Source organism: Klebsiella sp. CN_Kp066, from assembly GCF_040065135.1.
GTDB classification, from domain to species: domain Bacteria; phylum Pseudomonadota; class Gammaproteobacteria; order Enterobacterales; family Enterobacteriaceae; genus Klebsiella; species Klebsiella oxytoca.
Genome location: NZ_JBEAIU010000030.1, coordinates 33027 through 52464, shown reverse-complemented (window position 1 = coordinate 52464; position 19438 = coordinate 33027). Strand labels below are relative to the sequence as shown.

Here is a 19438-nt window from a genome sequence, read left to right as displayed (position 1 = left end):
AGGAAATCATCATGCGCTACAAAGTTCTTGCACTCGTCCTCCCCTGCGCGCTGGCGCTCAGCGCCTGTACTACCGTCACGCCTGCCTACAAAGATAACGGCACCCGTAGCGGCCCCTGCATCGAAGGCGGCCCGGATGACGTGGCGCAGAAGTTTTATGACTACCAGCTGCAGAATCGCAATAGCGATTTAACCGCGCTGCGTCCGTACCTGAGCGACGGTCTGGCAAAACTGCTGAACGACGCGCGTCAGGATCCGTCGAACAACGCCCTGCTGCAGTCTAATCTGTTCTCCAGCAGCAGTACCCCGGCCGACAGCGCCGAGGTCGCCAGCGCCTCCACGATCCCCAACCGCGATGCGCGCAACATTCCGCTGCGCGTGGAGCTAAAACAGGGCACCCAAAGCTGGAAGGATGAAGTGCTGATGATTCAGGAAGGCCAGTGCTGGGCGGTAGATGACGTCCGCTACCTCGGCAATAACGGCCATGCGCCGGCAGGCACCCTGCGTCAAAGTCTGGAAAAACGCTAACCGGCCGCTGGCACCTGGCAAAGAATCCCCGGTCTCCTTCAAGGCGCAGACCGGGGGCCGGTAGAGGCGAGGCTCATGGCTGAGCCGGGTAACAAAGCCAACGCTTCTGCGGCCTGAAGTATGACGGGTATAACCCGGTAAAATGTCGGTAATTACTCTGGTATTGCCGACATTTACTCCCCCCGCCTCCACGAAGCCATATTTTGTGCTAACTTTAAATGTAAACGTGGTTTACATTTAACTTTTAACGCATAAATATTGCATAACTATTCTGCCAAAGGTACTATTTGCGGCCTCAATTGCTATTTGTATCAGACTGCCCAGATGAGCATTAAATTAAACGGCATTAATTGCTTCTACGGCGCGCACCAGGCGCTGTTCGACATCACGCTGGATTGCCCGCAGGGGGAAACGCTGGTGCTGCTCGGCCCAAGCGGTGCCGGAAAAAGCTCGCTGCTGCGCGTTCTTAACCTGCTGGAGATGCCGCGTTCCGGCACGCTGAACATCGCCGGGAACCATTTCGACTTTACCAAAGCGCCTTCTGACAAAGCTATCCGCGAGCTGCGCCAGAACGTCGGTATGGTGTTCCAACAGTACAATCTGTGGCCGCATCTGACCGTGCAGCAAAACCTGATTGAAGCGCCTTGCCGCGTGCTCGGTTTAAGCAAAGATCAGGCTTTAGCGCGCGCAGAAAAGCTGCTCGAACGTCTGCGCCTGAAACCCTATAGCGATCGCTACCCGCTGCATCTTTCCGGCGGCCAGCAGCAGCGTGTCGCCATTGCCCGCGCCCTGATGATGGAACCGCAGGTTCTGCTGTTTGATGAACCTACGGCGGCGCTCGATCCAGAAATCACCGCCCAGATCGTCAGTATTATCCGCGAACTGGCTGAAACCGGCATTACGCAGGTCATCGTCACCCACGAAGTGGAAGTGGCGCGTAAAACGGCAAGCCGCGTGGTGTATATGGAAAACGGCCATATCGTTGAACAAGGTGATGCCGGCTGCTTCGCGCATCCGCAGACCGACGCGTTTAAAAACTATCTTTCACATTGATGTTTTCGGGGAAATGACGATGAAAAAAGTACTGATTGCCGCTCTTCTTGCGGGCATGAGCCTCTCCGCTACCGCTGCCCAGACCATTCGTTTCGCCACCGAGGCCTCTTACCCTCCGTTTGAATCGATCGACGCTAATAACAAAATTGTCGGCTTTGACGTCGATCTGGCGAACGCGCTGTGTAAAGAGATTGATGCGACCTGCACCTTTACCAATCAGGCTTTCGACAGCCTGATTCCCAGCCTGAAGTTCCGCCGTTTCGACGCGGTAATGGCCGGGATGGATATCACCCCTGAGCGTGAAAAGCAGGTGCTGTTCACGACCCCGTACTATGAAAACTCTGCGCTGTTTGTCGGCCAGCAGGGTAAATTCGCCAGCATCGATCAGCTGAAAGGCAAAAAAGTCGGCGTGCAGAACGGCACCACTCACCAGAAATTCATCACCGACAAACATCCGGAAATCACTACCGTTCCTTACGACAGCTACCAGAATGCGAAGCTGGACCTGCAGAACGGCCGTATTGACGCCGTGTTTGGCGATACCGCAGTGGTGACAGAATGGCTGAAGAGCAATCCGAAGCTGGGAGCAGTCGGCGACAAAGTTACCGATAAAGACTACTTCGGCACCGGTCTCGGCATTGCGCTGCGCCAGGGCAATACCGAGCTGCAGCAGAAATTTAACGCTGCGCTGGAAAAAGTGAAGAGCGATGGGACTTACCAGTCTATCTATAACAAATGGTTCCAGAAGTAACGCTGAATGAACGAATTTTTTCCATTAGCAAGCGCCGCCGGGATGACCGTCGGCCTTGCCGTTTGCGCCCTGATCATCGGTCTGGTGCTGGCGATGCTGTTTGCCGTCCTCGAGTCGGTGAAGCTGCGTCCGGTCGCCTGGCTCGCAACCGGCATTGTCACCCTTTTGCGCGGACTACCGGAAATCCTGGTAGTTCTGTTTATCTATTTTGGTTCCTCTCAGCTGCTGCTGACCCTTTCTGACGGCTTTACTATTAATCTCGGCATTGTGCAGATCCCGGTACAGATGCAGATTGAAAATTTTGACGTCAGCCCGTTCCTGTGTGGGGCTATCGCGCTTTCTCTGCTGTATGCCGCTTACGCATCGCAAACGCTGCGCGGGGCGCTTAAAGCCGTTCCGCAGGGGCAATGGGAATCCGGTCAGGCGCTGGGATTATCAAAAGCCGCTATTTTCTTCCGCCTGGTGATGCCGCAGATGTGGCGCCACGCGCTGCCGGGCCTCGGCAACCAGTGGCTGGTGCTGCTGAAGGATACCGCACTGGTGAGCCTCATTAGCGTCAACGATCTGATGCTGCAAACCAAAAGTATCGCTACCCGAACCCAGGAGCCGTTTAACTGGTATATCATCGCGGCAGCAATCTATCTGGTCATCACCCTGTTGAGTCAGTACATTCTGAAACGTATTGATCAGCGAGCGACGCGCTTCGAACGGAGACCAGGCTGATGCTTGATTACTTACCCGAACTGCTAAAAGGGCTGCATACCAGCCTGACGCTGACCGCGGCCTCGATCGTCGTGGCGCTGATTTTGTCGCTAATCTTCACCATCATCCTGACGTTAAAAACCCCGGGGCTGGTGTGGGTCGTGCGCGGCTATATCACGCTGTTTACCGGCACGCCGCTGCTGGTGCAGATCTTCCTGATTTACTACGGCCCGGGCCAGTTTCCGTCGCTGCAGGAGTATCCGCTGCTCTGGCATCTGATTTCCGAGCCCTGGCTCTGCGCGCTGATTGCCCTTTCTCTTAACAGCGCCGCTTATACCACCCAGCTGTTCTATGGCGCAATCCGCGCCATTCCGGACGGCCAGTGGCAATCCTGCGGCGCGCTGGGGATGAGTAAGAAGGATACGCTGGCGATCCTGCTGCCGTACGCTTTTAAACGCGCCCTCTCCTCCTACTCCAATGAAGTGGTGCTGGTGTTTAAGAGCACGTCCCTGGCCTACACCATTACCCTGATGGAAGTAATGGGCCACAGCCAGCTGCTCTATGGACGCACCTATGATGTAATGGTGTTCGGCGCCGCAGGCATCGTTTATCTGGTGGTCAATGGCCTGCTGACGCTACTGATGCGTCTGGTGGAACATAAAGCGCTGGCCTTTGAGCGACGCAATTAAAAACGCATATCCAGCCAAATCAAGACGGGTAGTTCACTGAATTACCCGTCTTTTTTTATTCAAACCAAAATAAATATCCATATTTATTGAATATAAATTCATTTAGTGGCATTGTTACTGCCAGCCGCAGACACGGCACAACAACATAAGATTGACCGACGGGAGTTCCACGATGAAAAAGTTAGTTCTGGCCGCACTGCTTAGTTCTTTCGCCTTTGGCGCCGCTGCCGCAGAAAAAATCAGCTTTGGCGTTTCTGCAACTTACCCACCGTTTGAATCGATGGACGCCAATAACCAAATCGCCGGTTTCGACATCGACCTGGCCAACGCGCTGTGCAAACAGATGCAGGCCGAGTGTACTTTTACCAACCATGCCTTCGACAGCCTGATCCCGGCGCTCAAATTCAAGAAATATGATGCGGTCATCTCCGGCATGGACATTACCCCGGAGCGCAGCAAGCAGGTGGCGTTTACCGACCCGTACTACGCTAACTCCGCGCTGGTAATCTCGAAGAAAGATGCTTTCCACTCTTTCGCCGATCTGAAAGGCAAGCGCATCGGGATGGAAAACGGCACCACGCACCAGAAATACCTCCAGGATAAACATCCGGAAGTGAAAACCGTGGCTTACGATAGCTACCAGAATGCGTTCATCGACCTGAAAAATGGCCGTATTGATGGGGTGTTTGGCGATACCGCCGTGGTCAACGAGTGGCTGAAAACCAACCCGCAGCTGGGCGCGGCAACGCCGAAGGTCACCGACGCGCAGTACTTCGGTACCGGCCTCGGCATTGCGGTACGCCCGGATAACAAAGCGCTGCTGGAAAAACTGAACGCCGCGCTGAAGGCGATTAAAGCCGACGGCACCTACGAGAAAATCAGCAAGCAGTGGTTCCCGGAGTAAGCATTTCCCGGAGGCGGCGCTTGATGCGCCTGTCCGGGCTACCGGCCCGCAGACAGCCGTGGCCCCGTAGCCCGGGCTAGCGCAGCGCAGCCCGGGAAGAAGCCGCGCCAAAGTCTCCATCCCGGCGCATTCCTCGGATTACAGCGTAAACGCCTTCTCCGGGCTACCGTTGAGCAGACAGCGCTAAACCTATATCCCGAGCAACCAATCCGCCACCTTAAACCGGCAGGGTAAACTGGAAACAGGCTCCTGCCGGCGCTTCAAGCAGGCGAATATCGCCGCCGTGCAGCTGCAGCATCCGCCGGACAATCATTAATCCCAACCCTCCTCTCGATGCGCTTTGCGCGCCAGGTTCCAGCACCGAAGGTCGTTCAAACAAGGTTGCCCGCAGCTCGCCGGCGATGCCAGGCCCGCTATCGGCCACCTCGACGATAATCTCTGGCCCTGCCCGCCGAGCCGCCAGGCGAATAACCCCCCCCTCCGGCGTATGACGAATGGCGTTATCGAGCAAATTGGTCAACACCCGTTCAATCATTGAGAGATCGGCGGTGACCGGCGGTAATCCGGCAGCCAGCTCCAGCTGCAAACCGATATTGCGCGTCGCGACGGGCAGATCGAATTTTTGCGCCACATCCTGCACCAGCTCGGCCAGCACGAACGTTTCCGGCTGCGGCTTAATCCCACCGTGCTCCAGGCGGGCCAGCTCAAACAGCTGCTGAGAAAGATGGCGCACTTTATTGCCCTGGCGCAGCGCGATATTCAAATACTGCTTGTTCTCTTCCATCGTCAGGCGATCGGCCTTCAGGCTTAACGTTTCCAGATATCCCAGCAAGGAGGTGAGCGGCGTGCGTAAATCATGGGAGATATTGGCAACGAACTCTCGCCGCTGACGGTCGCTATCGGCCAGACGATCCCACTGCCCGGCAATCTGGCGGGCCAGTTCAATAAAGCGGTTATGCAGTACGGCGACTTCGTTTCCCGGATTCGCCTCCGGGGTTTGCGCCGCCAGCGCCTTAATCGCATGGATGCTGTCCTGCTCATTCGTAGCCACCAGCGCGGTGAGCTGACGCACCGGGCGCGTGACCCACCGCCAGGCGAGCAGTCCCGCCAGCAGGCCGAGAGCGGCCACCAGCAGCAGAGTCCACAGCAGCAGGCTGGACAGTGTTTTCAGCCAGGCGCTTGCCGCCAGTTCATTAAAGGTTTCGCCCTGCAGAATGATATAGAGATAGCCGCGTAGCTGACCGTCCTGGCGCAGCGGCGCCACGCTAAATACTTTTTGTTTATCAAGGCTGCGCGGATCGTCGCCGTATACCGGCCACGCGCCGCCGGAAAGGAACGTTTGCACCGGCGCCAGATCGATGCGCTGGCGTTTGATATGACCAGGCGGCGCGGCGTCGGCCAGCAGCTCGCCGTCGGGCGAAAGCAGATACAGTTCCACGCTGGGGTTGAAGGTCATCAGCCGGTCGAAAAGCGGTTTCAGCATCCGGCGGTCAACCTGCCCCTGAGCGTCCAGCAGCGGCTCGCGAGCGGCGATTTGCTGCGCCAGCCCGGCGGAAAGACGCTGGACCATCACGTTGCCGTACTGCGCGCTGCTGTAGAGCTGGATCAGGCAAACGGCTAAGGCGCAAAGCAGCAGTAACGAGGTAAACACCAGCGCCAGGCGCTGGCTGAGGCTGAGACGGCGGATCATGGCTGCGCCTCTTTGCGCTCCACGGCAAATTTATAGCCTTTACCCCAGACGGTCAAAATGATGTCCGGCTCCGCCGGGTCACGCTCAATTTTGGTGCGCAGACGGTTGATATGGGTATTGACCGTATGCTCATAGCCGTCGTGCTGATAGCCCCACACCCGATCGAGCAGCTCAAGACGGGAAAAGACCTCCCCGGGGTGACGAGCAAAATAGTATAAAAGATCGAACTCGCGCGGGGTGAGATCCACCATCTCGCCGCGCAGCTTAACATCGCGGGATAGAGGATCGATGCTCAAGCCGTGGCTATTGATACGCCCGGCATCCATTAACAAATTTTGCCCCATCGCCTCCTGGCGACGAAACACCGCTTTGACCCGGGCGGTCAGTTCGAGAATCGAAAAGGGTTTGGCCAGATAATCATCCGCCCCCATTTCAAGGCCCTGCACCCGCTGGGTTTCGCTGGCGCGGGCGCTGATAATAATCACCGGCAAATAGCGGGTTTGCTGTCGAATACGCCGACAAATTTCCAGACCGTCAACGCCCGGCAGCATCAGGTCGAGGATCACCGCATCCCAGAGATCTTTTTCCAGCTGCCGCAGGGCCTGCGCCCCGTCCGCTACGTGAACAATCTGATATCCCTCATCGAGCAGATTCAGGCGCAGCAGCGCAGCGATATCTTCATCATCTTCAACCAACAGAATTTTTTTTGCCACCGGCAGCACTCCGCTATTCTTACGTTCTGATAAGCCAAGCTTACCCGATCTTTGCCGGCTGAAGAGTTCACATTTTGTTTATACTTCGCGAACCAGCAGGGTCAACACCTCATAGTGGGCGGTATGCGGGAACATATCGAATAGCTGGACGCGCGCGATGCGGTAGCCATTCAACCGGGCGATATCTTTCGCCATCGTGCGGGCGTTGCAGCTGGAGTAGATAATAAAATCCGGCGCCATACGGTTTAAATAGTCGCACAGTCCATCGCCGATACCCCGACGCGGCGGATTCACCAGCACCAGATCGGGAATATCGCCTTCGCCGGTCGCAAACTGCGTGGAATCGAGCGCCTGAAAATGCAGATTATTCAGCCCGAGCTCTGCCGCCGACTGCTTCGCGCAGGCGATCGCCTCCGGGGCAATTTCAATCCCGGTCAGGCGCATCTCAGGCGTTGCGCTGTGCAGACCAAAACCGCCCACCCCGCAGAAGAGATCCCACATATGGTTGACCGGCAGCTGGCGCACCCAGTCGCGAGCGGTGGCATACAGACGGCTGGCTACCACAGGGTTGGTCTGAAAGAAGCTTTGCGGGCGGATCCACAGCGGCACGCCGTTGAAATTTTCCGCCAGCGCCTGCTGGTCGGTGAGGAAAATTTCCCGCTCTCCTTCCATGATGGCCATATGCACCGGCTGAATATTGGCGGTAATCACCTGCAGCTGCGGCAGCAGCGCCTGAAGCTCCGGCAGCGCGGCGCGCAGCTGGGCAAGCTTGGTCTCCGAACGCAGGACAAAGCGCAGCATCATCCCGCCGTCGAGCCGGCTTTCGGTCAGCAGAATGTACTTCAGCTCTCCGCGCCTGCGGGCAACGTTATAGGGCGTGAGTCCGGCGCGGGCGATAAACGGCTTGAGCGCAGCGAAGACGGGGGCGAAGCCTGGCGGATAGAGCGGGCAATCGGTGAGGTCTTCCGGGGCGCCATCACGGTGCAGCATTCCGAGCAGCGGGCGCTCTACGCTACCGCTGACCACCATTTTCGCTTTGTTGCGAAACCCGCTTTCCGGGCCGCAAACCGGCGCGCACCAGTCAGCGACGGGCGCATCGGCGAGAAGCGTGCGCAAATCGGCCATTTTATCGGCGAGCTGTTGCGATACCGGCAGTTCCAGCCACTGGCAGGAGCGACAGCGGCCCGCGTCATAGAGTGCGCAGTGCATAACAAGACCTTCAAAAAAACAGGGGCGGGGATTGTATCACCGTTACTGTAAACGGAAAAAGCGTCGGCACGGGGCCGGAACAAACAGCATGGCCAGCACCAGTAGATCCGGCAGCTTTTGCAGCACCAGAGAACGAAATATTTCGCGCTTCGATTCACCGGCAATGCTAAACAGCTCAGGATAACCGTAGCCCAATGAAGCGGCCCACAGGTAGCCAATCACGATAATCTGCGTCAACAGGAACAGCCAACGCGCCCAGTTGCGCCCTTTTACCAGCGAAAACGCGCACCAGATTTCAATAAATACCAGCACCAGACTTGAGAAAAACACCAGGGTGAGCGCCCACGTCTGCACGCTGCGATGGACAAAATCCGCGATTCCCTGAACGCCAAGCTGGTTGAGGATCATCAGCAAATCCAGGCCGCGGATTAAAATAATGGCGAAGGCCGCCACCTGCACCAGCGCAGGAACGTTAAGACGAGCATGAGACGAACGCGTTTTAGTAAACAATCCCAACGTAAAGTCTTCCATGAAAACGGCGCCACAAATGCGGCGCCGATGTTAACTCTATTGCAGATTTTAGGTGGTTCAGCCGCTTCTTGCACGCTGGATATCGCGCACCCGCTGCTTTTCCGCGCGGGCCATCAAATACCAGGCGATAAAACCAACAATGCCGACCACGCCGAGGATTAACGTTGCCAGGGCATTAATCTCCGGGTTAACCCCCATGCGCACGCTGGAGAAGACCAGCATCGGCAGCGTCGTCGCCCCCGGCCCGGAAACAAAGCTGGCAATAACCAGGTCGTCGAGCGACAACGTAAAGGCCAGCAGCCAACCGGAGACCACCGCCGGCATAATCATCGGCAGCGTAATGACGAAAAAGACCTTCAGCGGCGCGGCGCCCAGATCCATCGCCGCCTCTTCAATAGAGTGGTCCAGCTCACGCAGGCGCGATGAAATGACCACCGCGACGTACGCGGTACAGAAGGTCACGTGCGCCAGCCAGATGGTCAGCATGCCGCGATCCGACGGCCAGCCAATTGAATGCCCCAGCGCGACAAACAGCAGCAGCAGCGACAGGCCGGTAATCACATCGGGCATCACCAGCGGCGCGGTGATCATAAAAGCAAAGCCGTTTGAACCGCGGAAGCGGCCAAAACGCACCATCACCACTGCGGCAATGGTACCGAGGATCGCCGCCGCCGTCGCGGCGCAGGCGGCAATGGTCAGGCTTAAGCCTATCGCGCTCATCATCGCATCGTCATAAAACAGCTCGCGATACCAGCGCGTCGACCACCCGGCCCATACCGTCACCAGCTTTGAGCTGTTGAACGAGTAAATTACCAGCATCAGCATCGGCGCATACAGAAAGGTAAAGCCAAGCAGCAAAATGACGATTCGCCACGGCGAACGGACTACCGGTAAATTATTCATCCGTGTTCCCCCACCTGTTTTTGCTGATGCTTGTGGAACCACATGATCGGTACGATCAGCAACAGCAGCATCACTATCGCTACCGCCGAGGCCACCGGCCAGTCGCGGTTGTTAAAGAACTCCTGCCACAGCACGCGGCCAATCATAATACTGTCCGGGCCGCCCAGCAGTTCCGGGATAACGAACTCCCCTACCGCCGGAATAAACACCAGCATCGACCCGGCAATAATGCCGCCTTTGGTGAGCGGGACGATCACCTGGAAGAAGGTCTTCAGCGGCCGGGCACCCAGATCCAGCGACGCCTCAACCAGCGAGTAATCGATGCGCGTGAGGGCGGTATAAATCGGTAGCACCATAAACGGCAGATAGGCGTAAACAATACCGATATAGACCGCCAGGTTGGTGTGCAGGATCTCCAGAGGCTGGTCGATAACCCCCAGCCACAGCAGGAAGTTGTTCAGCACGCCGTTGCTTTTCAGCAGCCCCATCCAGGCATAGACGCGGATCAGAAACGACGTCCATGACGGCAGAATGACCAGCAGCAGCAGGATATTCCGGGTCGATGGCTTACTGTGCGCCACCGCCCACGCCAGCGGATAACCCAGCAGCAGACAGCAGAACGTCGAGATCCCTGCCACCTGGAGCGACTGCAGATACGCCTCAAAATAGAGAGGATCGTCGGTAAGCTGCAGGAAATTACCGAGATTCAGCGTTAACGTTAGCTGGCCGTCGGCCCACTCCAGCAGATCGGTGTAGGGCGGGATCGCCCGCGCCATCTCCGCCAGGCTGATTTTAAAGACGATCAGAAATGGCAGCAGGAACAGCAGGATCAGCCATATGTAAGGCAGCGCAATCACCAGCTTGCGCCCGTGGGCCATCTGCAGCCGCGCCAGCCACAGCGCGAAACCGCCCGGTTTGTTTACGCCTGACGGGGGTTCTAATGTACTCATTGCCCTCTCCTCACACCGTCAGCACGACGCAGCTATCGGCGTCCCAGCATAAACGGACTTCATCGCCCCAGGTTGGCGCACCTTTGCGGTAACGGTGCTCGTTCTGCAGCTGAGCGCTGAGCATCTGCCCGCTTTTCAGGCGCACATGGTAGATAGACAGGTCACCGAGATAGGCAATATAGATAACCTCACCTACCGCGAAGTTATAGCCATCCGCCGGTGGGTCCTCGCAGAGCATAATTTTTTCCGGGCGCAGAGCCACCCACACCGGGACGTTATCGACGACGGAGGCATCGGGATCGACCTTCAGCGGATGCGTCAGGCCCGGGGAATCCAGCACCAGGCCATCTTCCTGGCGCTCTTTTACCAGCCCTTCAAAGACGTTAACCGAGCCGATAAACTCCGCGCTGTAGCGGGTAGTTGGGTGCTCGTAAATTTCCTCCGGCTCGCCGATCTGTACGAACTTGCCGCGGTTCATAATGGCGATACGCCCCGCCATGGTCATCGCCTCTTCCTGATCGTGGGTCACCATCACGCAGGTGACGCCGACGCGCTCAAGAATATCGACCACTTCAAGCTGCATCCTGTCGCGCAGCTTCTTATCCAGCGCGCCCATCGGCTCGTCAAGCAGCAGCAGTTTCGGTCTTTTCGCCAGGCTGCGGGCCAGCGCCACGCGTTGACGCTGACCGCCGGAGAGCTGATGCGGTTTACGCTTTGCGAACTCCTGCATATGCACCAGCGCCAGCATCTCCTGCACCCGACTGGTGATTTCAGCCTTAGGCAATTTGTCCTGCTTGAGGCCAAAGGCGATGTTCTGCTCCACCGTCATATGGGGAAAGAGCGCATAGGACTGAAACATCATGTTAATCGGCCGCTGATACGGCGGAACCCGCGCCAGATCGACGCCATCCAGGACAATCTGCCCGGCGGTAGGCTGTTCGAATCCCGCCAGCATGCGCAGCAGGGTTGACTTGCCGCAGCCGGATGCGCCCAGCAGGGCAAAAATTTCGCCTTTATAAATGGTGAGATTGACATCATCGACGGCGTGCTGGCCATCGAAGGACTTCGTTAAATTACGGATTTCGAGCAGCGGGGTCAGCGCTTTGGGGGTTTTCGCCTGCGGGCGAGGAATTACATCATTCACGGGGTGTTCTCCGGCAGAAATCAAATCATGGTGCAGGCGCACCATAACGGTGCGCCTGTTGCCGGCAGCGCGACGCTGATCCGGCCTACAACTCACGGAGAATTACTTACCGCTTTTCACCTTCGTCCATGCGCGAGTACGCACGCGATCGATTTTCGGATCCTGGACTTTCAGGGTGAACAGCTTGGCGAAAACGTCAGCCGGCGGGTAGATGGCCGGATTGCTGCGGATCGCTTCGCTGACCAGCGGCGTAGATGCTTTGTTGCCGTTAGCGTAATAGACATGATCGCTAATATGCGCGATAACGTCCGGACGCATCAGATAGTTCAGGAATTGATAAGCCTCTTCTTTGTTTTTCGCATCTGCCGGCATAGCGAAGACGTCAAAGAACGCCAGCGCGCCCTCTTTCGGGATAAAGTAGGAAACGTTGACCCCGTTCTTCGCTTCTTTCGCCCGGTTAGCCGCCTGCCATACGTCGCCCGCCCAGCCGATCGCGACGCAGATATCGCCGTTCGCCAGGTCGTTGATGTACTGCGAAGAGTGGAAGTAGCGAATATTCGGACGCAGCTTCAGCAGCAGGTCGGTTGCCGGGCCAGTGTAGTCATCGGCTTTGGTGCTATTAGGATCTTTGCCGAGGTAGTTCAGCACGGTGGCGAAAATCTCTTCCGGGGCATCAAGGAAGGAGACGCCGCAGCTTTTCAGTTTCTCCAGATTTTCCGGTTTCATCACCAGATCCCAGCTGTCCAGCGGCGCATCTTTGCCCAGCACGGCTTTCACTTTATCGATGTTATAGCCTATGCCGGTTGTCGCCCACAGGTAGGGAATCGCGTATTTATTGTCCGGGTCGTGCTTCGCGACCAGTTTCAGCACTTCCGGATCGAGATTTTTCCAGTTGGGGAGCTTGCTCTTATCCAGCGGCTGGAACACCCCTGCCGCCAGCTGGCGCTCGAGGAAGCTGGCCGACGGCACCACCAGGTCAAATCCGGTGCTGCCCGCCATAAGCTTACCCTCCAGCACTTCATTGGAGTCAAAAACGTCATACACCACTTTAATACCGGTCTCTTTTTCAAAATTCGCCACCGTATCCGGAGCAATATAATCAGACCAGTTATATACATGCAGGGTTTTTTGTTCGGCTGCGAGCGAACCGGCAGAGACGGCCATCAGCGCACCCGTAACCAGACCTGTTAACCATTTTTTACCAAAGGCGGTCATATCTCTTATTCCTTCTCAATGCCCGTTAACAAGCGGGCTGAATATACGCACTTGTTCGCATGCAATAATCATGCATATTTTTTCAATGCCTAAGAAAAGGAGAGAGGACCTCTCCCGGAATGGTTGCCCGCAACTGGAAGCAGCGTCAGAATAACTGTAGCCAGAATAAGAGGCTATAGCCCAGGAGAAAAAACGGCTTTTATCAATTTTTTATGCAATAAGGGTCTATGTGATAAGCCGAAAACGGCGGAATGGCGGTGAAAAATTCTTTACAGAAAGGTTAACAACAGAATAATCGCGGGTAATACGCAGCCACCATGGCAGTGACTGCGCTATTTTTCGCCAGCCTCAGTGAAGAAAATGGTACTGAATATTCTCAGCTATCGGCTCTTCTTCCTCAGACTTATACAGCACCTGGTTAGCACTGGCTTCAAGGATGACCATCGATATCTGTTCTTCGCTCTGGCGGAAAAACCATGCAAACTGATCGATCGTCACGCCGACGCCGACGGTCAACGCCTGGCAAACCACCAGTTTCGGCAGATTATCATCCTGAATATCGAGGAAAGCTTTCACCGTCAACGAGCTGGCGTTAATCGCAGAAAGATCGGCGGAAAGCGGCAGGAGCGCGGAGGGTTTCACCTCAGCCAGCGCGGAGAAAAGCACCACGTTATCAACCAGGTCAAGTTTGGCATCAAAAATGCCTTCGAAATTTTGCATATGCGGCAGGTGCAGTGCCTGGCAGGAATCACACTCAAAAAAGCTGATGCCCAATTCGTCGAGCCATTGACGTAACGTATCAAGACCCGGAACGACCAGTGAATCCATATGACCTGTGACCTCTTACTGTGAAAAATGCGACGCCATAGCTTACGCAAAAAAAGCGCCGTATTCCATGACGGTGTCGCGAAAGGCAGCTATCCCCCCATTTTCAGACAAAATCCGGGCGTCGCTTGTCGTTCAATCCAGGCGATCATCTTGCCGGCAATATCGACGCCGGTGGTGGTTTCAACCCCCTCCAGCCCCGGAGAAGCGTTCACTTCCATCACCAGCGGTCCGCGCGTGGCGCGCAGTATATCCACGCCCGCCACGTCCAGCCCGAGCGTTTGCGCCGCCTTAATGGCCATTTCACGCTCCTGCTCGCTGATAAGCGCCACCGAGGCTACGCCGCCGCGATGCAGGTTGGAGCGAAAATCGCCCTCCTTGGCCCGCCGCTCAATCGCCGCGACCACTTCATTACCCACCACGAGGCAGCGCACGTCCCGGCCTTTCGCCTCGGCGATATACTCCTGAACCAGAATATGCGCATTCAGGCCGCGAAAAGCGTCAATAACGCTCTCTGCCGCCTGGCGCGTTTCGGCCAGCACAACGCCGATCCCCTGCGTCCCCTCCACCAGCTTGACCACCAGCGGCGCGCCGCCAACCATGGCGATCAGATCGCTGGTGTCGTCCGGCGAGTGGGCAATACCGGTGAGCGGCAGGTCGATGCCCTGGCGCGCCAGCAGCTGGAGCGAACGCAGCTTGTCGCGGGCGCGCGTGATGGCTACCGATTCATTCAGCGGGTAGCTGCCGAGCAGCTCAAACTGACGCAGCGCCGCGGTGCCGTAGTAGGTGATCGCCGTGCCGATACGCGGGATCACGGCGTCAAAATGCGGGAGCTGGCGGCCTTTATAGTGAATTGACGAGGCCACCGGGCTGACGTTCATATAGCAGGAAAGCGGATCGAGGATTTCCACCTGATGACCGCGTTTTTGCGCGGCTTCGCGCAGGCGTCGACATGAATAAAGCGTTCCATCCCGGGATAATATGGCAATTTTCACCCTGCACCTCTGCGAAAAGACCCGCTCTGGCGGGCCTCTGAGTAGCAAACAACGTTTTAAATTAGCGCTGACCTGCGGAATTTCCTTGCGTCAGACCGGGTGCAGTTTACACGCAATCAGCGCGTAGCCCATCCCTGCTTATGCAGATATTCCAGAATAAATGGCCGGCTTTCTTTGACGATAGTCCGGCGGATATGGTCGCTCCAGGTATCGCGACGCGTGTTGCTGCCGCGAGAGAGATAATAGTGCGCCAACAGCTCGTCATATTCAGCAAGGACCGTCTCATCCAGCGGCTGATAGTGATTTTCATGAACCAGCATCGCCGACGGCATGCGCGGTTTCACTTCCGGATTATCGTCAGGCCAGCCAAGGCACAGGCCAAACAGCGGCATTACGTGCTGTGGGAGCTTCAGCAGCTGGGTCACCGCATCAATATTGTTACGCAGCCCGCCAATATAGACGCCTCCCAGGCCAAGAGATTCCGCCGCCACCAGCGCATTCTGCGCCATAATCGCGGTGTCAACGCAGCCCAGCAGGAGCTGTTCGGCGAGACCCAGCTGAGCGTCCGGGCAGATTTGCAGATTGCGGTTAAAATCAGGGCAGAATACCCAGAATTCCGCAGCCTGCGCCACGTGCTGCTGTCCGCCGCTCAGCGGCACCAGCTGTTGACGTATTTCCGGGTCGGTAACGCGAATAATTGAGGTACATTGTAAAAAACTGGAGCTGGAGGCTCCCTGCGCGCTGGCGATAATTGCGGCGCGCTGTTCTTCGCTGATCGGCGCGTCGGTAAAATGGCGAATAGAACGGTGGCTACGCAGCAGCTCAATGGTCGGCGTCATCTCGTTTTTCTCTGTCAGGCAATGATGAAGGGGAATTTTTCGTTTGCGTCAACTGCGGGGCAACAACTTTCGCCACACGCCAGATTAACGCCACGGCGGCCGGAAGCATCAGCAGGATCCCCGCGAAGATCATCAGCAGCGCCGCGGTCGGGCTGGAAAACGGCGCAGGCAGGCTGACGTACTGATTAAGCGAGAGCCAGGCCAGGGTCAACAGCACCATGCCGATAAACTCAACTACCAGAACGCTTTTGGGTAATGCTGCGGGCGATCGCATAACGCTCCTCCGGTCCAAAGCAATCACGCAACCGGGTAAAAAAGTCGCGTATCAGAGGGAGTATAGCGGTTTCATCAGCAGAATATTTAACAAACATAGCCTTAAGCCATCAAAGCAAAAGGCAGAACCTTCTTTTCCCCGTCGCCATAACGCGGCATGATACGCCCCATTCGCCATCCGGCTGAGGTTTAAGGAGAGAGAGTATGTTTACGGTAATTTTTGGTCGTCCAGGTTGCCCATATTGCGTTCGCGCCAAAGAACTGGCGGAAAAACTGAGCAACGAGCGCGATGATTTTAACTATCGCTACATTGATATCCACGCTGAAGGCATCAGCAAAGCCGATCTGGAGAAAACCGTGGGTAAACCGGTTGAAACCGTACCGCAGATTTTTGTCGATCAGAAGCACATTGGCGGCTGCACCGACTTTGAAGCCTGGGCGAAAGAGAATCTCGGTCTGTTTGCCTGAGACGACTCACTCCTCTGACGAGGGCTTGCGTCTGGTATCAAGCCAGGCGCAAATAAATAAAAAGCACAGCGCGCCCAGCGCGCACCAGAACACCGCGCTAAATAGCCACGCCAGTTCCTGCCAGAAAGATCGTTGAGTGACGAAGAATAACCGCATGACGACCAGACAAATAGGCGCAGCCAGCATAGCGCCGATAAGCGGACGCAGCACCCGCTGACCCGGGGAGAGGCAGCTTGCCGCCGCACCGGGTAGCAAAAAGAACAGCAGCCCGAGCTCAGGGTTACCGGTAGCCCGAAAGGCGCCTTTCATATGTAACAGCAGCGATAAGCAAACCACGATAAATAGAAAGAACCCACAGATAATACCGGCCCAAGCACGCTCAGATTTCACGACATCCTCCTGATTTTGCCTCTAACCAACTTCCACTTCGCCCAGTCAGATAAAGATTCTGGCAATCCATGCCAATAAAAGATCCCGTCAAGGTAATAACGATTGTTGCTAGCCGCAGCCCCCAGGAAAGATTAAACTATCGACTATATTTTGCTGGTTATAACGGGATGCCAGAATAGCGTTCGGGACAACGCGAACACTGGACCAACCTTAGACCAAATAACCATTTCCTTCAACAACTTACTAGTAAATGAGAAGTTGGCTTTCGTGAATATAAACGTCGCAGATTTGTTAAACGGGAATTACATCCTGTTATTGTTCGTTGTACTTGCACTGGGACTCTGCCTCGGGAAACTGCGTCTCGGGTCGGTACAACTTGGTAATTCCATTGGCGTTTTAGTGGTTTCCCTATTATTAGGGCAGCAGCATTTCAGTATTAACACTGACGCCCTCAATCTCGGCTTTATGCTGTTTATTTTTTGCGTCGGCGTAGAAGCGGGCCCCAACTTTTTTTCTATTTTTTTTCGCGATGGGAAAAATTACCTGATGCTCGCGCTGGTGATGGTCGGCAGCGCAATGCTGATCGCCATGGGGCTGGGTAAGCTCTTCGGCTGGGATATCGGCCTGACGGCCGGGATGCTCGCCGGCGCGATGACGTCCACTCCCGTGCTGGTCGGCGCCGGGGATACGCTTCGCCACTTCGGCATGCCCAGCGATCAGCTCGCCCTTTCGCTCGATCATCTGAGCCTCGGCTATGCGCTGACCTATCTGATTGGCCTGGTCAGCCTGATCGTCGGCGCCCGCTATATGCCGAAGCTGCAGCATCAGGATTTGCAGACCAGCGCCCAGCAAATCGCCCGCGAGCGCGGTCTCGATACCGACTCCCGGCGTAAGGTCTATTTGCCGGTGATCCGCGCCTACCGCGTCGGTCCGGAGCTGGTGGCGTGGGCTGATGGTAAAAATCTGCGCGAGCTGGGTATTTACCGCCAGACCGGCTGCTACATTGAGCGCATCCGCCGCAACGGCATTCTCGCGAACCCGGACGGCGATGCGGTGCTGCAGATGGGTGATGATATCGCCCTGGTGGGTTACCCGGATGCCCATGCCCGCCTCGACCCAAGCTTCCGTAACGGCAAAGAGGTCTTCGACCGCGATCTGCTCGATATGCGCATCGTCACCGAAGAGATCGTGGTCAAAAACCACAATGCCGTCGGCCGTCGCCTGGCGCAGCTGAAGCTGACCGACCACGGCTGCTTCTTAAACCGCGTCATTCGCAGCCAGATCGAAATGCCTATCGACGATAACGTGGTGCTCAACAAGGGCGATGTGCTGCAGGTCAGCGGCGACGCGCGTCGCGTTAAAACCGTCGCCGATCGTATCGGCTTCATCTCCATTCACAGCCAGGTGACCGACCTGCTCGCCTTCTGCGCCTTCTTTATCGTTGGCCTGATGATCGGCATGATCACCTTCCAGTTCAGTTCGTTCAGCTTCGGCATCGGTAACGCCGCCGGTCTGCTGTTTGCGGGCATTATGCTCGGCTTCCTGCGCGCCAACCATCCGACGTTCGGCTACATCCCTCAGGGCGCGCTGAATATGGTGAAAGAGTTCGGCCTGATGGTATTTATGGCCGGCGTGGGGCTCAGCGCGGGCGCCGGGATTAACAACGGCCTCGGCGCCGTCGGCGGTCAGATGCTGGCGGCGGGCCTGATCGTCAGCCTGGTACCGGTGGTTATCTGCTTCCTGTTCGGCGCGTACATCCTGCGCATGAACCGCGCGATGCTCTTCGGCGCCATGATGGGCGCCCGTACCTGCGCGCCGGCGATGGAAATTATCAGCGATACTGCCCGCAGCAATATCCCGGCGCTGGGATACGCGGGGACCTACGCCATCGCTAACGTATTGTTAACCCTGGCAGGTACGCTGATTGTCATCATCTGGCCGGGACTACAGTGAATTTTTTAAGAAAAAAAACGCGCATACGCAGAACTTTTTTTGCTGGCATCAGTCATAAGTAGTGCCACTGCTTTTCTTTGATGTCCCCATTTTGTGGAGCCCATCAACCCCGCCACTTAGGTTCAAGGTTGATGGGTTTTTTGTTTTCTGCGCCCCGCTCACTCTCCCGCCAGCCTTCCCACCATCAGTCGAATTGCTTCTCTGGATAGCGGCGCTCTGTCGGTCACGAAGTGCAGCGTCATACCCTCGATAAAGGCGTCAAGCCCGCGGGCCGTTGCTGGTTCAAACCACTGTTCCAGAGTCTGCTGGCTGCGCAGCATCCAGTTTTGCATGACTGCTTTTAAATTCGGCTGGCTGCTGCAAAAAGCATACAGCTGATACATCAGCTCCATATTGCGTGCGGTGGTCACCTGGGCGCTGAATATCAGCTCGGCAATCGCGTCACAGGCCTCTTCGCGGCTATGCACATCGGCAAAAAACAGCTGATACTGCGCCGACATCTGGCCGGTAAACAGGCTGAACGCTTCTTCGACCAGCGCCTCGATACCGCTGAAATAGTAGGTCAGCGAGCCCAAAGGTACGCCCGCACAGGTGGCGATTTTCCGATGCGTGACCGCGTGGATGCCGTGTATCGCGATCGTGTCCAGCGTCGCCTGCAAAATCCGCTCCCGACGCTGCGGGTCGTTTGGTCGACGGGCCATCAGTGTTCCTCTC

The 19438-nt window shown here is 56.5% G+C and carries 22 protein-coding genes; 8 read left to right on the top strand and 14 right to left on the bottom strand.

Annotated elements, in window-relative coordinates; genetic code table 11:
• The first annotated feature begins 11 nt into the window (after positions 1 to 11).
• From ABLV75_RS10485 to artJ, 6 genes are all read left to right on the top strand, one after another.
• Positions 12 to 527 carry a lipoprotein gene (locus ABLV75_RS10485; protein WP_004100604.1) on the top strand — a complete coding sequence of 172 codons (516 nt, stop codon included), beginning with the start codon at positions 12 to 14 and terminating at the stop codon, positions 525 to 527.
• Positions 528 to 851: 324 nt separating this feature from the next.
• Entirely contained in the window at positions 852 to 1580 is a 729-nt protein-coding gene (gene artP / locus ABLV75_RS10480; protein ID WP_004100602.1) for an arginine ABC transporter ATP-binding protein ArtP, read from the top strand.
• 19 nt (positions 1581 to 1599) lie between these two features.
• The gene (artI, locus tag ABLV75_RS10475) at positions 1600 to 2331 is read left to right on the top strand and encodes an arginine ABC transporter substrate-binding protein ArtI (protein WP_004100601.1); all 732 of its coding nucleotides are present in this window, start codon (positions 1600 to 1602) and stop codon (positions 2329 to 2331) included.
• Positions 2332 to 2337: 6 nt separating this feature from the next.
• Positions 2338 to 3054: an arginine ABC transporter permease ArtQ gene (artQ, locus tag ABLV75_RS10470; RefSeq protein ID WP_004100599.1), complete on the top strand. Its 717-nt coding sequence runs from the start codon at positions 2338 to 2340 to the stop codon at positions 3052 to 3054.
• Complete coding sequence (artM, locus tag ABLV75_RS10465; protein ID WP_004100597.1) at positions 3054 to 3722, top strand: arginine ABC transporter permease ArtM; 669 nt, start codon at positions 3054 to 3056, stop codon at positions 3720 to 3722. Before artQ ends, artM begins: the two co-directional genes overlap by 1 nt.
• Positions 3723 to 3894: 172 nt before the next feature.
• Positions 3895 to 4626: an arginine ABC transporter substrate-binding protein ArtJ gene (gene artJ, locus ABLV75_RS10460; protein ID WP_004100595.1), complete on the top strand. Its 732-nt coding sequence runs from the start codon at positions 3895 to 3897 to the stop codon at positions 4624 to 4626.
• Positions 4627 to 4843: 217 nt separating this feature from the next.
• On the opposite strand, the gene ABLV75_RS10455 is transcribed toward artJ, so the two are convergent.
• The 12 genes from ABLV75_RS10455 to ABLV75_RS10400 form a co-directional block, all read right to left on the bottom strand.
• Positions 4844 to 6316, bottom strand: a complete 1473-nt coding sequence (locus ABLV75_RS10455) for an ATP-binding protein (RefSeq protein ID WP_004100593.1) — start codon at positions 6314 to 6316, stop codon at positions 4844 to 4846.
• Entirely contained in the window at positions 6313 to 7029 is a 717-nt protein-coding gene (locus ABLV75_RS10450) for a response regulator transcription factor (RefSeq protein ID WP_004100592.1), read from the bottom strand. Before ABLV75_RS10450 ends, ABLV75_RS10455 begins: the two co-directional genes overlap by 4 nt.
• 78 nt (positions 7030 to 7107) lie before the next feature.
• Complete coding sequence (gene rlmC / locus ABLV75_RS10445; protein ID WP_302732700.1) at positions 7108 to 8238, bottom strand: 23S rRNA (uracil(747)-C(5))-methyltransferase RlmC; 1131 nt, start codon at positions 8236 to 8238, stop codon at positions 7108 to 7110.
• 42 nt (positions 8239 to 8280) lie between these two features.
• Positions 8281 to 8769, bottom strand: a complete 489-nt coding sequence (locus tag ABLV75_RS10440) for a YbjO family protein (protein WP_302732702.1) — start codon at positions 8767 to 8769, stop codon at positions 8281 to 8283.
• 57 nt (positions 8770 to 8826) lie between these two features.
• Positions 8827 to 9672, bottom strand: coding sequence for a putrescine ABC transporter permease PotI (gene potI, locus ABLV75_RS10435; protein ID WP_142447798.1), 846 nt, complete (start codon positions 9670 to 9672; stop codon positions 8827 to 8829).
• Positions 9669 to 10622 carry a putrescine ABC transporter permease PotH gene (gene potH, locus ABLV75_RS10430; RefSeq protein WP_004100583.1) on the bottom strand — a complete coding sequence of 318 codons (954 nt, stop codon included), beginning with the start codon at positions 10620 to 10622 and terminating at the stop codon, positions 9669 to 9671. Before potH ends, potI begins: the two co-directional genes overlap by 4 nt.
• A 10-nt stretch (positions 10623 to 10632) precedes the next feature.
• Positions 10633 to 11766: a putrescine ABC transporter ATP-binding subunit PotG gene (gene potG, locus ABLV75_RS10425; RefSeq protein ID WP_004134592.1), complete on the bottom strand. Its 1134-nt coding sequence runs from the start codon at positions 11764 to 11766 to the stop codon at positions 10633 to 10635.
• Positions 11767 to 11868: 102 nt separating this feature from the next.
• Positions 11869 to 12981, bottom strand: a complete 1113-nt coding sequence (gene potF, locus ABLV75_RS10420; protein WP_016808083.1) for a spermidine/putrescine ABC transporter substrate-binding protein PotF — start codon at positions 12979 to 12981, stop codon at positions 11869 to 11871.
• A 348-nt stretch (positions 12982 to 13329) separates the two neighbouring features.
• Entirely contained in the window at positions 13330 to 13809 is a 480-nt protein-coding gene (locus tag ABLV75_RS10415; protein WP_004100577.1) for a YbjN domain-containing protein, read from the bottom strand.
• Between the two features lie 89 nt (positions 13810 to 13898).
• Complete coding sequence (rimK, locus tag ABLV75_RS10410; RefSeq protein WP_004100575.1) at positions 13899 to 14801, bottom strand: 30S ribosomal protein S6--L-glutamate ligase; 903 nt, start codon at positions 14799 to 14801, stop codon at positions 13899 to 13901.
• Positions 14802 to 14917: 116 nt separating this feature from the next.
• Positions 14918 to 15640 carry a nitroreductase NfsA gene (gene nfsA, locus ABLV75_RS10405; RefSeq protein WP_004100571.1) on the bottom strand — a complete coding sequence of 241 codons (723 nt, stop codon included), beginning with the start codon at positions 15638 to 15640 and terminating at the stop codon, positions 14918 to 14920.
• Entirely contained in the window at positions 15624 to 15914 is a 291-nt protein-coding gene (locus ABLV75_RS10400; RefSeq protein WP_004100569.1) for a YbjC family protein, read from the bottom strand. The genes nfsA and ABLV75_RS10400 overlap by 17 nt, the downstream gene beginning before the upstream one ends.
• A 203-nt stretch (positions 15915 to 16117) precedes the next feature.
• Between ABLV75_RS10400 and ABLV75_RS10395 the strand changes: the two genes are divergently transcribed.
• Positions 16118 to 16381, top strand: a complete 264-nt coding sequence (locus ABLV75_RS10395) for a GrxA family glutaredoxin (RefSeq protein WP_004100567.1) — start codon at positions 16118 to 16120, stop codon at positions 16379 to 16381.
• A gap of 6 nt (positions 16382 to 16387) precedes the next feature.
• On the opposite strand, the gene ybjM is transcribed toward ABLV75_RS10395, so the two are convergent.
• On the bottom strand, positions 16388 to 16771 hold the full coding sequence (ybjM, locus tag ABLV75_RS10390) for an inner membrane protein YbjM (RefSeq protein ID WP_004100565.1): 384 nt from the start codon (positions 16769 to 16771) through the stop codon (positions 16388 to 16390).
• 267 nt (positions 16772 to 17038) lie between these two features.
• Here ybjM and ABLV75_RS10385 point away from each other — a divergent pair, with 267 nt between their 5' ends.
• Positions 17039 to 18724 carry an aspartate:alanine antiporter gene (locus ABLV75_RS10385; protein ID WP_004100564.1) on the top strand — a complete coding sequence of 562 codons (1686 nt, stop codon included), beginning with the start codon at positions 17039 to 17041 and terminating at the stop codon, positions 18722 to 18724.
• A 158-nt stretch (positions 18725 to 18882) separates the two neighbouring features.
• Here ABLV75_RS10385 and ABLV75_RS10380 read toward each other — a convergent pair whose 3' ends face one another.
• The gene (locus ABLV75_RS10380; RefSeq protein WP_004100562.1) at positions 18883 to 19425 is read right to left on the bottom strand and encodes a TetR family transcriptional regulator; all 543 of its coding nucleotides are present in this window, start codon (positions 19423 to 19425) and stop codon (positions 18883 to 18885) included.
• Between the last annotated feature and the right edge of the window lie 13 nt (positions 19426 to 19438).

Excerpts from the sequence above, each read along its gene's own strand:
- ABLV75_RS10485 (WP_004100604.1), top strand. The coding sequence starts at position 12 with ATGCGCTACAAAGTTCTTGCACTCGTCCTCCCCTGCGCGCTGGCGCTC.
- artP (WP_004100602.1), top strand. The coding sequence starts at position 852 with ATGAGCATTAAATTAAACGGCATTAATTGCTTCTACGGCGCGCACCAG.
- artI (WP_004100601.1), top strand. The coding sequence starts at position 1,600 with ATGAAAAAAGTACTGATTGCCGCTCTTCTTGCGGGCATGAGCCTCTCC.
- artQ (WP_004100599.1), top strand. The coding sequence starts at position 2,338 with ATGAACGAATTTTTTCCATTAGCAAGCGCCGCCGGGATGACCGTCGGC.
- artM (WP_004100597.1), top strand. The coding sequence starts at position 3,054 with ATGCTTGATTACTTACCCGAACTGCTAAAAGGGCTGCATACCAGCCTG.
- artJ (WP_004100595.1), top strand. The coding sequence starts at position 3,895 with ATGAAAAAGTTAGTTCTGGCCGCACTGCTTAGTTCTTTCGCCTTTGGC.
- ABLV75_RS10455 (WP_004100593.1), bottom strand. The coding sequence starts at position 6,316 with ATGATCCGCCGTCTCAGCCTCAGCCAGCGCCTGGCGCTGGTGTTTACC.
- rlmC (WP_302732700.1), bottom strand. The coding sequence starts at position 8,238 with ATGCACTGCGCACTCTATGACGCGGGCCGCTGTCGCTCCTGCCAGTGG.
- ABLV75_RS10440 (WP_302732702.1), bottom strand. The coding sequence starts at position 8,769 with ATGGAAGACTTTACGTTGGGATTGTTTACTAAAACGCGTTCGTCTCAT.
- potI (WP_142447798.1), bottom strand. The coding sequence starts at position 9,672 with ATGAATAATTTACCGGTAGTCCGTTCGCCGTGGCGAATCGTCATTTTG.
- potH (WP_004100583.1), bottom strand. The coding sequence starts at position 10,622 with ATGAGTACATTAGAACCCCCGTCAGGCGTAAACAAACCGGGCGGTTTC.
- potF (WP_016808083.1), bottom strand. The coding sequence starts at position 12,981 with ATGACCGCCTTTGGTAAAAAATGGTTAACAGGTCTGGTTACGGGTGCG.
- ABLV75_RS10415 (WP_004100577.1), bottom strand. The coding sequence starts at position 13,809 with ATGGATTCACTGGTCGTTCCGGGTCTTGATACGTTACGTCAATGGCTC.
- nfsA (WP_004100571.1), bottom strand. The coding sequence starts at position 15,640 with ATGACGCCGACCATTGAGCTGCTGCGTAGCCACCGTTCTATTCGCCAT.
- ABLV75_RS10400 (WP_004100569.1), bottom strand. The coding sequence starts at position 15,914 with ATGCGATCGCCCGCAGCATTACCCAAAAGCGTTCTGGTAGTTGAGTTT.
- ABLV75_RS10395 (WP_004100567.1), top strand. The coding sequence starts at position 16,118 with ATGTTTACGGTAATTTTTGGTCGTCCAGGTTGCCCATATTGCGTTCGC.
- ABLV75_RS10380 (WP_004100562.1), bottom strand. The coding sequence starts at position 19,425 with ATGGCCCGTCGACCAAACGACCCGCAGCGTCGGGAGCGGATTTTGCAG.